A 13,451-nucleotide genomic window follows, 5' to 3' on the forward strand; every position below is an offset into this window, starting at 1 on the left:
CGCTTCGGCAGACGCTTGCAGGGACGCTGAAAACAGGCGGATTTTCACCGTTTTGAAATACTTTTCTTCTATAAAAAATGCTTTACGTAGCGGCTTGAAATCGTTATACTTAGAGTGTGTGAATTATGAAATTGGGTTTCATCTAGTGAAACAACTGACAGTTGAACTCAGAAATGACTCAAGGAGGTTCAGGTATGCCAGTAAAGGATCAATTCTCCATCTCGCGCAACCTCGAGGTGGGCGGTAAAAACTATCGTTATTTCAGCCTGCAGGCGCTCGAAGAGCAAGGATACGGCAGCGTGTCCAAGCTTCCGTTCTCGATTCGGGTGCTGCTTGAGGCCGCCGTTCGCCAATTCGACGGACGCGCCATTACAGAAGATCATGTAAAGCTGTTGTCCAAATGGAACGAAGGACGTGACAACAACAAGGAAATTCCGTTCATCCCTGCACGCATCGTACTGCAGGACTTCACCGGAGTACCGGTTGTCGTCGATCTTGCAGCTATGCGCGACACCGTTAAGAAAGCCGGCGGAGATCCGAAGCAGATCAACCCGCTCGTACCGGTTGACCTCGTTATCGACCACTCCGTTATGGTTGATGCTTTCGGTACGGACCAAGCTCTTGAATATAACATGAAAGTCGAGTTTGAGCGCAACGAAGAGCGCTACCGCTTCCTCCGCTGGGCTCAAACCGCTTTCAATAACTTCCGTGCGGTTCCTCCTGGAACAGGTATCGTTCACCAGGTTAACCTGGAATACCTGGCTTCCGTAGCGGCCACGAAGACGGTAGACGGCGAAACGCTCGTATTCCCGGATTCCCTCGTCGGCACCGACTCCCATACGACCATGATCAACGGTCTTGGCGTCGTAGGCTGGGGCGTCGGCGGCATCGAGGCGGAAGCCGGCATGCTCGGCCAGCCGCTCTATTTCGTAACGCCTGAAGTTATCGGCTTCAAATTGACGGGCAGCCTGGCCGAAGGCGCAACGGCAACCGACCTTGCCCTTACCGTCACCGAGCTTCTCCGTAAAAAAGGCGTTGTCGGCAAATTCGTGGAGTTCTACGGCCCTGGCCTCGCCAACATCAGCTTGGCTGACCGTGCAACCGTAGCCAACATGGCTCCGGAATACGGCGCAACCATCGGCTTCTTCCCTGTTGACGACGAGACGCTTGCTTATCTCCGCAACACCGGTCGTACCGATGAGCAGGTTGCACTCGTTGAGAGCTACTACAAAGCGCAGAACATGTTCCGTACGGCCGATACGCCGGACCCTGAGTTCTCCGACGTGATCGAGCTCGACCTCGCTTCCGTCGTGCCGAGCCTTGCCGGTCCGAAGCGTCCGCAAGACCGTATCGAGCTGACTGCAATGAAGCAGAACTTCAACGATATTATCCGTACGCCGATCGACAAGGGCGGATACGGCCTCAGCGACGAGAAGATCGAGCAGACCGTTACCGTTAAGCATAAAGACGGCTCCACAAGCGAAATGGGAACCGGTGCGGTTGTCATCGCGGCTATCACAAGCTGTACGAACACCTCCAACCCAAGCGTTATGCTCGGCGCAGGCCTGCTGGCGAAGAAAGCCGTGGAACGCGGCCTCAAGAAGCCTGGCTATGTGAAGAGCAGCTTGACTCCAGGCTCCCTGGTCGTAACCGACTATCTGGAGAAAGCCGGTCTCCTGCACTACTTGGAATCCCTCGGCTTCTATGTAGCAGGCTACGGCTGTGCAACATGTATCGGTAACTCCGGTCCGTTGCCTGACGAAGTCAGCGAAGCGATCGCCGACAATGACATGACGGTTGCGGCCGTACTGTCCGGTAACCGGAACTTCGAAGGCCGCGTGCACGCTCAGGTTAAAGCCAACTACCTGGCTTCTCCGCCGCTTGTTGTGGCTTACGCGCTTGCAGGAACGGTTAATATCGACCTTCAGAACGATCCGATCGGCTACGATCCAAACAACGAGCCGGTATATTTGAAGGATATCTGGCCAACGAGCGCCGAAATTCGTGAAGCGATCGGCTTGTCCGTCAGCGCGGATGCTTTCCGCAAGAAATACGAGAACGTATTTACAGCCAACGAGCGCTGGAACAAGATCCCTGTGCCGGAAGGCGAGCTGTATGAGTGGGACGATCAATCGACGTACATTCAAAATCCGCCGTTCTTCGAAGGCCTGGGCAATGGCCTGAGCGACATTCAGGACATCAAGGAAGCGCGCGTGCTTGCTCTCTTGGGCGACTCCGTTACGACGGACCATATTTCGCCGGCGGGCAACATTGCAACGAACAGCCCGGCAGGCAAATACCTGAGCGAGCGTGGCGTTGAGCGCAAAGACTTCAACTCCTACGGCTCCCGCCGCGGTAACCATGAAGTCATGATGCGCGGAACGTTCGCCAACATCCGCATCCGCAACCAGGTAGCTCCTGGCACCGAGGGCGGCGTGACCACGTACCTGCCTACGGACGAAGTCATGTCCATCTATGACGCTTCGATGAACTATCAAGCCGGCGGACAGAACCTGATCGTTATCGCCGGTAAGGAATACGGTACGGGAAGCTCCCGCGACTGGGCGGCTAAAGGTACCTACCTCCTCGGCGTCAAAGCCGTTCTGGCCGAAAGCTTTGAACGGATCCACCGCTCCAATCTTGTGGGCATGGGCGTACTTCCGCTCCAGTTCCAAGAAGGACACGGCTGGAAGAGCCTTGGTCTGAACGGACGCGAGACGTTCGATATTATCGGCCTTAGCAATGATGTGAAGCCGGGTCAGGAATTGACCGTTGTCGCTACTCGCGAAGACGGGACCAAGTTCGAGTTCCCGGTAATCGCTCGTCTTGACAGCATGGTCGACGTGGACTACTACCATAACGGCGGTATCCTCCAAACGGTGCTTCGTCAAATGATCGCATCGAACCAGTAACACCTCTCTCTAAAGGCACTTAAGTCTCAGGAACAAATCCCCATCTTTCGGTCTCGGAAGATGGGGATTTTCATATTTGCAGTACCATATTCCTGTTTATTGGAAGTCCCGTTTCAAATAGAGCCGGGAAGGTTAATGGGTACAAACATTGCGGATACTCGAGTGATCCAGGAGGTTTGTACCGATGATCAAAATCCATACGATGACCCCGTTCCACCATCAATATCAACGCCCGCAGCCAATGGTTGCGCCTAAAGCAACAACGAATGCCAAGACGGCTACCTTTCAAGAGATCTTGAATCAGAAAATGAGAGAGGCGACGAAAGGACACCAAGCGAAACGATGATCACCAGGCCTGATTTGTGCGTCCATGAACGTATACTGCCAACGTCTACATAATAGAAACCGCAAACATGAATATCCATCGCTTGGAGCTTGGAACTAAAAAAGGAGATGCACCGGATCTAGTCCGGGTCATCTCCTTTTTTAGCGTACAGGCGGTACTGTTTCCCTGTCCACTTTCACACTTGGGACGAATCCTTCGTCCCTTGAACGATATGCGTACGGCTTAAGATTCCTGGGCAGCCATCACATCATCATTCCCATCTCCCGAGCCGCTTCCTTCAGCACAGGCGCATACTCGCGCAGCTTCTCGGCTGACAAGCGGGTGACCGGCCCCGACATCGAAAGCGCCGCTGCCGCCTTGCCGTAACGGTCGAAGATCGGCACCGATACCGCTGCCGCCCCCGGCTCGCGCTCCTCGATACTGATCGCATAGCCCTTCTGCAATATTTCGGCCAGCTGCTTCCGATACGTCTCACGGTCTACCGACTCGGGCCAATCCGGTGCATTCAGCAGCTCCTCCTGATCCTCCGGCGGCGCAAACGCAACCAGAACCTTGCTGGAAGCGCCGACGGACAGCGGCAGCCTCACGCCTACCTGGGCGACCCGCCGGATGGCCTGGTTGCTCTGTACCGCCTGAATGCGCAAACGCTCCGCACCGTCCCGCAGATACAGGCTTACAGTTTCGCCAAGCCGATCCCGCAGCGCCTCCATTGCCGGCAGCAGCCGAATGGCCGGGTCATCGCTCTGTGACAAGTGCATGGACAGCTCCCATATTTTCAGACCCAGCCTGTATTTCTCCGTCTCCGGATTCCGCACCACGAATCCCTTGTCTTCCAGCGTTGCCAGCAGGCGGTGAACCGTGCTCTTATGCAGCCCGATCAGCGAAGAAATCTCGGTTAGAGCGAGCTCACTGTTCTTCGTAAAGCATATTAATATATCAAGAGCCCTTTCAACGGCACGTACAGTTAATTTGCGGTCTTCCATCCCCGACCTGCTCCTCTCCTGTTTCATCACATGAAACCTGGTTACAAGAATTATATGAAAAATTAAGGCAGAAGTAAACCATTTGCCAGCTTTACAATTATCGCGGGATTTTGTAAAATTCGGTTCCATCGGCTCCCGGGTACAATATATAGATGAATAAAACGGTTTTGCTATCTATTGCTGATTGAGGGTCGCCCTTTGGATTTTTGCCAAATCCTCATCTAACAAACTTTCGATTTACATTGACATAATAGGCATCCCGGCATACGATTATTATAAAAAATCAGCGTTTTTCACTTTCGCGCAATAAAACTATGGTAAGGAGGGGCCATCCATGAGCATGGTAACTGGTCGTAATGCCCCACTCTCCCAAGTCAATGACGCCCCGGCCGAGCTTTCTACAGGCTTGGTACGGTTCAAGCATATTTTGCTAGCTTTGATTTTATCCGTCGTCTTTTTCCTTATCTTCTGCTTTATAGCGCTGCACGCCTATATTGCCTGGGTGCTGTCGAATCCGACGGTGGCTCCCCTTTACTCCAATCCGAAGCTTGCCAAGGAAATGGATTACGAGAGCGTCACCTTCCATTCCATTGACGGCAAACGAAATATGAACGGCTGGTATATCCCTGCGGATCATTCCGATAAGACGATTGTGCTCAGCCATGGATATGGAGCCAATCGTGAGGAGACCTGGGTGCCGATGTATGATATCGCTCATTACGCGCACAGCATGAATTATAATGTGCTGATGTTCGACTATGGCTTTGCATCCCAAACCAGCAAGGAGGTAGCTACCGGCGGTAAGGAGGAGAAGCGTCAGCTGCTAGGCGCGATTGAACATGTGAAGCACCGCGGCGCGAAGCAGATTGTCGTCTGGGGGTTCTCGATGGGCGCGGGCACCGCATTACAGGCGGGGCTCGAGACGAAGGATGTTGACGCGATGATTCTGGACAGCACCTTTTTGCTGGAGCCGGACACGCTTTATCACAATATTCACAACCAAATTGATCTTCCAAGGCATCCTTCCTTGGAAATTCTGGAGCTGCTCTTCCCGGTGCTGAATGGAACGAGTCTCGATCAAATCCCTTATAACGAGGTAAAAAAGCATGATTATCCGTTCCCGATCCTGTTCATCCACGGAACAAGGGACGATAAGGCGCCTTACCCGATCGCCGAGAAAATCGCCGCAAACCAGACCCATGAAGATTCCGATTCATGGATTGTGAAGGATGCGCACCACGAGCTTATCTTCCGAGAGCATCCGAAAGAGTATCTGCGCAGAGTCTCCACCTTCCTTGGCAAGCTCGAGGGCCGGGAAGGGCTGCAAGCCCAATAAGTGCTGTACCTTTTAAGTGGATGACCTTCTCCCCTGCTGCCGGAACCGGCAGCGGGGGTTTTTATATTGCCTTACATAATACAAGCCCGTCCCGGAATATAGTGACTATGGTGAATGCTATATGGGGAGGGAAATCGATGTTATATATTTACGGCGCGAAGCTGCCGGCCCGTATTCTGGAGGAGATCGCCTTCTGGAAGCTCCAGGAGATGGAGCATACGGATGTCATTAAAGCGATTGTTCCGGGGCTTGAGGAGCCCTACGTGAACGTTTTGGACCAGTGGGCCGTCGTATTCGATCATACGCAAAAAGCCGCCGATGTCCTGCTGCAATATGTTCTCCGCCATCCGGGGCCGCCATCGCCCGAGGTCATCGCACAGGTCGAGCATCTGCTGCGCGTCTCCTTCGAGCAGTCCAGGGAATTCATCCGCCAGCTGGAAGGCATGAAGGATAACAGCCCTGCCGTTCGAACCGTGCCGCTTGCGGAGACGGTATTGCTTCATATCATCCGCGAATCGGAGTACTTCCTTGGCGTTCTGGACACTTTGAATTCTCCAGGAGCGGTGGAACGGTTCATGGAAGAAGCGGCAGCGCCCCCTCCACCCGCGGAAAATAGGGAGCCTCGAGAAAAACAGGAAGAACGGGAAGATCGGGAAGAACCAGCTTCATCGGCTTCATCAGCCTCCGCTGGGCCCGAGGCCGCGATCCACGGCTTAGCGGATTCGGGCAGCAAGCCGGTCCCGATCGGCGGCCACCGCCTCCCTCCGCTTCCGTACCCGTACAACGCCCTCGAGCCGCATATCGATGAAGCGACGATGCGGGTCCATCACGATGTTCACCACCAGAGCTATGTGGACGGGTTGAACAAAGCCGAGAAAAAGCTTGAGGAAGCGCGCAAGAGCGGCAACTTCGAGCTTGTGAAGCATTGGGAGCGTGAGCTCGCCTTCCACGGGGCCGGGCATTACCTGCATACCCTGTTCTGGAGCATCATGAACCCGAAGGGCGGCGGCATGCCAGAGGGAGAGCTTGCCCAGCAGATCAAGAAGGATTTTGGCAGCTTTGAACGGTTCAAGAAGCATTTTAGCGAGGCGGCTGAGAAGGTGGAAGGCGGCGGCTGGGCCATCCTTGTCTGGAGCCCGCGCAGCCATCGTCTGGAAATATTACAGGCCGAGAAGCATCAGAACCTCTCCCAGTGGGATGTGGTTCCTCTCCTCGCTCTCGATGTATGGGAGCATGCCTATTACTTGAAGCATCAAAGCAAGCGTAAAGACTACATCAGGGATTGGTGGAACGTCGTGTACTGGCCCGAAGTGGCCGAGCGGTTCAAGCATGCAAGCAAGCTGAAATGGAAGCCGTTTTAATGATGAACCGATCCTAACCGCTTCATGGCACCCCGTAAGAATTGAGACTGCTATCAGAGTCCGCCCTCCTTGCTTCGTAACCGAGGCTTAGGGAGGGCTTTTATCTTCCTTCTACCTAATCTGGAAAGCTCAAAAATAGGTATTGCCGCGCGGGCTCGACAGGACTTTATTACCATGTTTCTGGTTATTTAATACGTTGTTTGCTGCAGTCCCCCAGTCTATGATAATACAGTAAGCATTTTACTGGAACTTAGCATGGGTATGAGGATCAAAGAGTCTACTGAAGGGATGAAACGAGGATGGATATGCGTTCCGGATGGAAGATCCTGTTCATTTGTTTTATTTTAGCCACGTTCATGATAGGAGGATGCCAAAGCATGAAATCCGGTAAATCCGGCGATCCGGAGGTTGCGGCGAGCGAGGATCAGCTCATGGCCCAGACGAAGGAGACCGCCATTCAATTTTTCAAGGAGCAATACGGCCTGGAGGTCGAAGTTACAGGTCAGAAGAAGATGCCTTCCTATGTAGCGGATGAGATCGATGTCGAGGGCCACGTCAAAGGGCATAAAGATCAGACGTTCAACATTTCGGTGAACTACAAGACGTTTGAAACCAAGAACTTTGTCATGAGCCCGGAGCTGAAAGAAGTCATTGAAGCCAATAAGAAGAAGTAAACTTCAATTATGGAGGAAGCGTCATGGTCGATGATGAAACGTATAACACGTTATCACGGTTAGCTTATAAGGACTTAAAGGAAGGCGCACAGATCGAGGATCTGCCCGATTGGGAAGTGCTGGAGGATACGAAGAGCCATGCCGTTTCGGGATTCGATGCCGTTACGTTCGTGAACCGGCAGACCGGTGAGGCTGTCATCGCTTACCGCGGAACCGAGGGAGAAGCCGAGTTATCCACCTCCGGTCCTGACCTGCTAAATGATGTTGGGATCGGCCTTGGAGAGCTTGGAAGAAAGGTAGAAATCGAAAGGCCGTTCGATGAGCAGATCACCAAATTCGAGGACGCTGTGGGAATCACAGGCCTGAACGATTGGGTCGGTGAACAATCCAGAAACCTTATGAAAAAAGCCGATGTCCTCGGCACAAACCAAATGTTTCAGGCTGAAGACTATGCCAGGGAAATGCAGGAGAAGCACCCGGACTTAAACTTCACGCTGACCGGCCACTCGCTTGGCGGCGCCAACGCCCAGTATGCGGCAGCTTATACCGGCCTGCCCGCCGTCACCTTCAGTGCCCCCTCCGTCATTGGGAGCCTTTCCCCGGAAGCCCGGAGAATGGCCGAGAACGGCGAGTTTGATTCCCAGATCATTAACTTTGCCCACCCGGGCGATATCGTTGCCAGCGGCACCTTCGGCGGGTATGAGGGTCATGTGGGATCGACTTATTACATCGACTCCAACTATGAGGATGCCAACGACGGGGTCAGCCTGTGGGACAAGATCGGCAACACCTTCGGCGGGCCCAATTACCACCAGCTCGATCGCTATAAATTCGAGAATGGTTACATATCCAACCCGCTCTATGACGGTGAAACCGGTAAGCCTGTCGATTCACCCCGAGTTCCTTCGGACAGCGGGCTCTTCCAATCGCTTCATGGGATGATGAACGGAATGATGGCTGGTATCCACGGCTCGCTTCTGGGCGCAGCCGGAGCAGCCGCAATGGCGGGCCAATCGGCAGGAGCCGGCACCATTGAGGTGACCCCCGCGGAGCTGCGCAGCGTTGCGGAAACGTGGAGGGCCAATGCCCAGCAGAGCCAGAGCGAGCTGGAGGGGATCCGTCAGCGGCTTGCCAGAACGATGTATTCCAGCCACAGCAGACGGCTCCAGCCGATTGTGCAGCAGCTGGATGCTTCGATTATGTCGTTGAGCCAGTGGCATATACAGCATACGACCGACATGGTCCAGTACATTAAGTACAAGGCGGATCTGTTCGAACAGACGGATCGCAGCGGATAACAGCCCATTTACAAGTCTTCTGGAGGGATCAATTGATGAGTCAGGAAATATTGCTAGAGCTGGATGACTTGCTTCAGGCTGAACGCGAGCTGTCCAGGCTGCTTGCCCTCTTTCGGCAGGATGAACAGGAAGCAAGGGCGATGTACGCCCGCCTCTCGGATTGGAGGGGGCAATCGGCCAATGTGCTGCGCGATCAGATCGAGCTCTTCTTCAGTGAGATGTCCAGGCGGATTCATGAGCTGGAGCTGCAGAAAGCGGAGCTGATCCGTTACGTCCAGCATATGAAGCAGGTGGATGGCTCAAGATAGCCGGCCGTGATGCTGTTTAACCTTAAGCGCCAAGACATCCCCTATAGAGCAATCATGGATCTGCCGAATCTAAAAGAACGGAGCATCCCCCATAATCCTTTCGTTTCCTGAAACGGTGGAATAACAACAACGGCTGGACCATCTACGGGTCCAGCCGTTGTTCACTGCACTATGGTTTATTCCTTGATTAATGACAGAAACTCCGAACGCTGTGCAGCATCGCTTTGGAACGTTCCCCGTACGGCAGAGGTCACCGTCTTGCTTCCCGGTTTCTTCACGCCGCGGGCGCACATGCACAGATGCTCCCCTTCCACAACGACCATTACGCCGCTCGGTTGGAGCTCCTCCACAATAATGTTCGCAATTTGCGACGTGATGCGTTCCTGAACCTGAAGACGGCGCGTAACCGCCTCAACCAGACGAGCCAGCTTGCTCAGTCCCGCGATCTTCCCGCTCGGCACATAGCCGATATGAACCTTGCCGAAGAATGGAGCCATATGATGCTCGCACTGGCTGTAATATACGATATCCTTCACGATGACAAGCTCTTCATGCTGTTCATCGAAGGTTACTCCCAGTACATCCTTCGGATCCACGGAATATCCCGCGAAAATCTCCTCATACATCCGGGTGACACGGGCCGGTGTCTCCAGCAGCCCTTCACGCTGCGGATCTTCACCGATCAGCTTCAAAATTTGCTCGATATGGTATTCGATCTGCTCCCGGTTTTCTACAACTTTATCGTTAACATAATCCTTTACACCTGCCACAGTACATCCCCCTTTCCGCCTACAACCAGGTAAACGGTATCCGTATTTTATGCTTGTTCAATCCGTATGCTTACGCTGCCGGGCAGCACCCGAAAGCGATCGAATGAACAGCCACATATAACCGCTGTTAGCAGTCTTCACTAAATAGAAGCGCCCCCTCCGTCAAATGGATAAACGAAGGCGGCCCTCCTATTCATTAGCCTTTGCGTTTGCGGCCTTGCCCTTTGCCGGGCATCGGCTGGTTTTTCATCATTTGCTGAGCGCGCTGCATCTGCTTGCTGTTCAGGTTGTAGCCCATTTGCTTTGCCATTTTTTGCAGCATTTCCGGATCGTTCTGCATCTTCTCCAGCTGCTTACGCAGATAGAATGCCCCGATAAAGAAGCCCGCAACCAGACCCACGATCAACGTAACAATCGGAATGACGATATTCATGCTTGACCACCTTTAATCATGCTAATATTTACCATTTCATGGCACATACACGAACTTATCATAGCATGTCCCATGAAGGACAGCAAATGAAAAATCCGGATATGCGCGGGCGGCCATACGAGGCATTCCAAGAAGAATGACGCGCGTTTACCGGCCCAGCGTAATGCCCTCGATCGCCAGCAAGGTCCGTTTGATTTCCGGTCCGCCGGCGTAGCCGATCAGCGCACCGTCCGCTCCAACGACGCGGTGGCACGGCACGACGATTGGCACCGGATTTTTGTTGTTGGCCCCGCCGACCGCCCGAACCGCCTTCGGACGTCCGATCGATTCCGCGATGTCCTTATAAGAACATACGGTTCCATAAGGAATGGATTTCAACGCCTCCCATACCTGGAGCTGGAACGAGGTTCCCCGCATATCCAGCGGAAGGGTGAATTCCTTCAGCTCTCCTGCAAAATACCGCTTCAGCTGATCCGTTACCGGAGCCAGGCGGGCTTCATCCCGCTCATAGCCACCGTTGCCGGACCAGGTGCGGCACCACTGCTGAATGACCGCTTCCTTCACATGGAAGCTCCCGAATTCGATAAGGCACAGTCCCTTCTCCGTCGCGCAGACGGTCAGCGTACCGATCGGGGATTGGAGCTCATCATAATACAATACCTCCGGCCCTCCCTCGGGAACGGCCATCGGCTCAACCCCCTGGATAGCAGGCCGCGGCTGCTCCGGCTCGGCGGCTGCATTCCCGGCTGAAGCTTTCCCTGCCGCCGCTCCGGCAGAGCCTTGTTCCTCCGCTGCCTCCGGCACCGGGGCAGCCGATTCGCTCCGTGTATTCTCCGATGTCGCTGCATCGGCATTGAGTTTCGCTAAGGCTTGCTGCAGCATGTCCCGTACTTGGGGATCCCCTTCGGTTTTCATGCTTTTCTCTAAGTTGTTCAACGCTTCTTCGCCTCCAATGCGGCCCAGAGCCCATGCGGCGGTTCCCCGCAGCTCAGGGCGCGGATCCTTCAGCAGCACCTCGCTCAGCTTCGGTACTGCCGAAATGTCTTTAAAATTGCCAAGGGCAATGACGGCATTGCGCTGGATCGGCTTTCTGCCTCTCCAGGCCGCAGCCGTATCGCCGAACGTCTCCTTGAATTCGCGGTTGCTCATATCCAGAATCGGCAGGAGCAGCGGCTTGGCTTTTTCCGGATCGGGCTGGAGCTCCTCATGATGCGTCCAGTTCTTCCCCCGATTCTTCGGACAAACGATTTGACAAGTATCGCAGCCGTACAGACGGTTGCCGATCTTCCGCATCACTTCTTCGCTCAGAAACCCTTTGGTCTGCGTCAGGAAAGAGACACACCGCTGGGCATTCAGCTGTCCGGGTCCGACCAGCGCGCCCGTTGGACAGGCGTCGATGCATTTGGTGCATTCGCCGCAGTCTTCCGTAACCGGCTGATCCGGCGGAAACGGAATATTCGTGACCATTTCGCCAAGATAGATCCATGACCCGAACTTGGGAGAGATGATCGCGCAGTTCTTGGCGCTGAAGCCGATTCCGGCCCGCTCCGCAACCGCCCTGTCGACCAGCGCACCCGTGTCGACCATGCTTTCCAGCACCGCATCCGGCACCCGCTCCCGTATAAAAGCTTCCAGCCGGCTCATCGCCTCCCGAAGCACATGGTGGTAGTCTCTTCCCCAAGCAGAACGGGCCATTATCCCCCGGTACTTGCCGGGTTCGGATTTCGGCGGATTTTCCATCTTGGAGGGGTACGCCACCGCAATAGCGATTAGCGAAGCAGGCTCGGTTCCCGGCAAGGCGGGCGTGACCCGCTTATCCAGATCCGGCTCCTCGAATCCCGATTCGTAGCCCTTGTCGCGATGGTTCTGTAATATGCCTCGCAACGATACGAACGGCTCCGCCGAAGCGAACCCGATATCATCGATGCCCAGCTCCGGTGCAGCAGTCTTAAGCTCCTGCTTGAGCTCCTCCCATACCGAAGGCGGAGGAGCATACGAGCCAAGTGTGTAGGTCATCTCCAGCGCCTCCTTTCGTTAGGTTGAAGCTTTATTTTTGGCTACAGCTTTTTAATTTCCGACAGCGGCCAGAATATGAATTCGGCTCTGCCCACAATATCCGATTCCTTAACGCTTCCGAACATGCGGCTGTCCTTGCTCTTTCCGAGGTGGCGGTTGTCGCCCATCACGAAATACCGTCCCTCTTCCAGCTTCACCGGTTTAAAGCCCGGATCCTCAATGGGGACGTCCGTATACTCCTCGTCCTGCGGGACACCGTTCACATACAGCTTCTGATTCTTCACCTCAATTGTATCCCCGGGCACGCCGACAATACGTTTAACAAGAAACTCTTTCTTATCCGGACCGTCGCTCGGGTCCTTCAGCACGATGACATCACCATGCTTGGGCTCTGCAAAGCGGTAGACCACTTTATTGATAAACAGCCGCTCCGATGCGGTCAGCGTTGGCTGCATGGATTCGCCCTTAACCGTCGACAAATTAAACACAAACATATTAAGAAGCACCATAATAACAAAGGCAATTGCGATCGTCTTGACCCAATCCCATAGCTCGGCGGCCCAGCCGTTCTTTCCGCCAGTCTGCTGGCGCGGCTCGCTGCTTTGTCCGTTCTCGGCTGAATCCGGAGGAATCACTTGTCCCATACTACACCTACTTTACTTCGATTTCACCTTCGAACCTCGACAGGCGGCACCTTCAAAATTGGGGTACATTAATAGAAAAGCATATCTCCCCTCCATTTGCAACGGCTGAAAGATATGCTTCATATAGAGGTCATTCAAAAAGTCCCCTTTTGATCACGAAGAAGATCAGGCGGCGGATTCCTAAGCGAATCCGGCATGCATGCTCGAAAAATCGCTGCTCCTCCGGCGTTCCTGCGATTGCCGCTGCTGTGCTTCTGACGGCCCTTCGCCTTCATTCGCGCTGAAAAGTTGGCTTTTTGAAATCACACACTATGGAAAAATTTAATGATTTATCTCTGTAGAGGTCTTAGGCTGCCGTGTGCCCGCATAG

General features: G+C 54.0%; 12 protein-coding genes. 7 read left to right on the forward strand and 5 right to left on the reverse strand.

Features of this window, described 5'->3' with window-relative positions; translation table 11 throughout:
* The first annotated feature begins 194 nt into the window (after positions 1-194).
* Entirely contained in the window at positions 195-2,912 is a 2,718-nt protein-coding gene (gene acnA / locus NST44_RS01260; RefSeq protein WP_007133048.1) for an aconitate hydratase AcnA, read from the forward strand.
* Positions 2,913-3,096: 184 nt separating this feature from the next.
* The gene (locus NST44_RS01265; protein WP_007133049.1) at positions 3,097-3,258 is read left to right on the forward strand and encodes a hypothetical protein; all 162 of its coding nucleotides are present in this window, start codon (positions 3,097-3,099) and stop codon (positions 3,256-3,258) included.
* Between the two features lie 242 nt (positions 3,259-3,500).
* Here NST44_RS01265 and NST44_RS01270 read toward each other — a convergent pair whose 3' ends face one another.
* Positions 3,501-4,241, reverse strand: coding sequence for an IclR family transcriptional regulator (locus tag NST44_RS01270; protein WP_007133050.1), 741 nt, complete (start codon positions 4,239-4,241; stop codon positions 3,501-3,503).
* 334 nt (positions 4,242-4,575) lie between these two features.
* Between NST44_RS01270 and NST44_RS01275 the strand changes: the two genes are divergently transcribed.
* The 5 genes from NST44_RS01275 to NST44_RS01295 all read left to right on the forward strand — a co-directional run bounded on the left by NST44_RS01275 (position 4,576) and on the right by NST44_RS01295 (position 9,218).
* Entirely contained in the window at positions 4,576-5,577 is a 1,002-nt protein-coding gene (locus tag NST44_RS01275) for an alpha/beta fold hydrolase (protein WP_007133051.1), read from the forward strand.
* 137 nt (positions 5,578-5,714) lie between these two features.
* A complete protein-coding gene (locus NST44_RS01280; RefSeq protein ID WP_007133052.1) occupies positions 5,715-6,938 on the forward strand; it encodes a Fe-Mn family superoxide dismutase in 1,224 nt (407 codons plus the stop codon).
* 377 nt (positions 6,939-7,315) lie between these two features.
* Positions 7,316-7,612: a hypothetical protein gene (locus NST44_RS01285; protein ID WP_007133053.1), complete on the forward strand. Its 297-nt coding sequence runs from the start codon at positions 7,316-7,318 to the stop codon at positions 7,610-7,612.
* A 23-nt stretch (positions 7,613-7,635) separates the two neighbouring features.
* Positions 7,636-8,910 (forward strand): lipase family protein, encoded by a 1,275-nt coding sequence (locus NST44_RS01290; protein ID WP_007133054.1) that lies wholly within the window; start codon positions 7,636-7,638, stop codon positions 8,908-8,910.
* A gap of 35 nt (positions 8,911-8,945) precedes the next feature.
* The gene (locus NST44_RS01295) at positions 8,946-9,218 is read left to right on the forward strand and encodes a hypothetical protein (RefSeq protein WP_007133055.1); all 273 of its coding nucleotides are present in this window, start codon (positions 8,946-8,948) and stop codon (positions 9,216-9,218) included.
* 176 nt (positions 9,219-9,394) lie between these two features.
* Here the strand turns inward: NST44_RS01295 and folE are convergent, their stop codons facing one another.
* From folE to lepB, 4 genes are all read right to left on the reverse strand, one after another.
* Positions 9,395-9,988, reverse strand: coding sequence for a GTP cyclohydrolase I FolE (gene folE, locus NST44_RS01300; RefSeq protein WP_007133056.1), 594 nt, complete (start codon positions 9,986-9,988; stop codon positions 9,395-9,397).
* A 196-nt stretch (positions 9,989-10,184) separates the two neighbouring features.
* The gene (locus tag NST44_RS01305) at positions 10,185-10,421 is read right to left on the reverse strand and encodes a YneF family protein (RefSeq protein WP_007133057.1); all 237 of its coding nucleotides are present in this window, start codon (positions 10,419-10,421) and stop codon (positions 10,185-10,187) included.
* Positions 10,422-10,568: 147 nt separating this feature from the next.
* Positions 10,569-12,437 carry a tRNA epoxyqueuosine(34) reductase QueG gene (queG, locus tag NST44_RS01310; protein WP_007133058.1) on the reverse strand — a complete coding sequence of 623 codons (1,869 nt, stop codon included), beginning with the start codon at positions 12,435-12,437 and terminating at the stop codon, positions 10,569-10,571.
* Between the two features lie 41 nt (positions 12,438-12,478).
* Entirely contained in the window at positions 12,479-13,081 is a 603-nt protein-coding gene (lepB, locus tag NST44_RS01315) for a signal peptidase I (protein WP_007133059.1), read from the reverse strand.
* Between the last annotated feature and the right edge of the window lie 370 nt (positions 13,082-13,451).

Origin of the sequence: Paenibacillus sp. FSL W8-0919, from assembly GCF_038003785.1 — a bacterium.
GTDB classification, from domain to species: Bacteria; Bacillota; Bacilli; order Paenibacillales; family Paenibacillaceae; genus Paenibacillus_AQ; species Paenibacillus_AQ lactis.

Coding starts and splice junctions, on each gene's coding strand:
- acnA (WP_007133048.1), top strand. CDS start 195: ATGCCAGTAAAGGATCAATTCTCCATCTCGCGCAACCTCGAGGTGGGC.
- NST44_RS01265 (WP_007133049.1), top strand. CDS start 3,097: ATGATCAAAATCCATACGATGACCCCGTTCCACCATCAATATCAACGC.
- NST44_RS01270 (WP_007133050.1), bottom strand. CDS start 4,241: ATGGAAGACCGCAAATTAACTGTACGTGCCGTTGAAAGGGCTCTTGAT.
- NST44_RS01275 (WP_007133051.1), top strand. CDS start 4,576: ATGAGCATGGTAACTGGTCGTAATGCCCCACTCTCCCAAGTCAATGAC.
- NST44_RS01280 (WP_007133052.1), top strand. CDS start 5,715: ATGTTATATATTTACGGCGCGAAGCTGCCGGCCCGTATTCTGGAGGAG.
- NST44_RS01285 (WP_007133053.1), top strand. CDS start 7,316: ATGAAATCCGGTAAATCCGGCGATCCGGAGGTTGCGGCGAGCGAGGAT.
- NST44_RS01290 (WP_007133054.1), top strand. CDS start 7,636: ATGGTCGATGATGAAACGTATAACACGTTATCACGGTTAGCTTATAAG.
- NST44_RS01295 (WP_007133055.1), top strand. CDS start 8,946: ATGAGTCAGGAAATATTGCTAGAGCTGGATGACTTGCTTCAGGCTGAA.
- NST44_RS01305 (WP_007133057.1), bottom strand. CDS start 10,421: ATGAATATCGTCATTCCGATTGTTACGTTGATCGTGGGTCTGGTTGCG.
- queG (WP_007133058.1), bottom strand. CDS start 12,437: ATGACCTACACACTTGGCTCGTATGCTCCTCCGCCTTCGGTATGGGAG.
- lepB (WP_007133059.1), bottom strand. CDS start 13,081: ATGGGACAAGTGATTCCTCCGGATTCAGCCGAGAACGGACAAAGCAGC.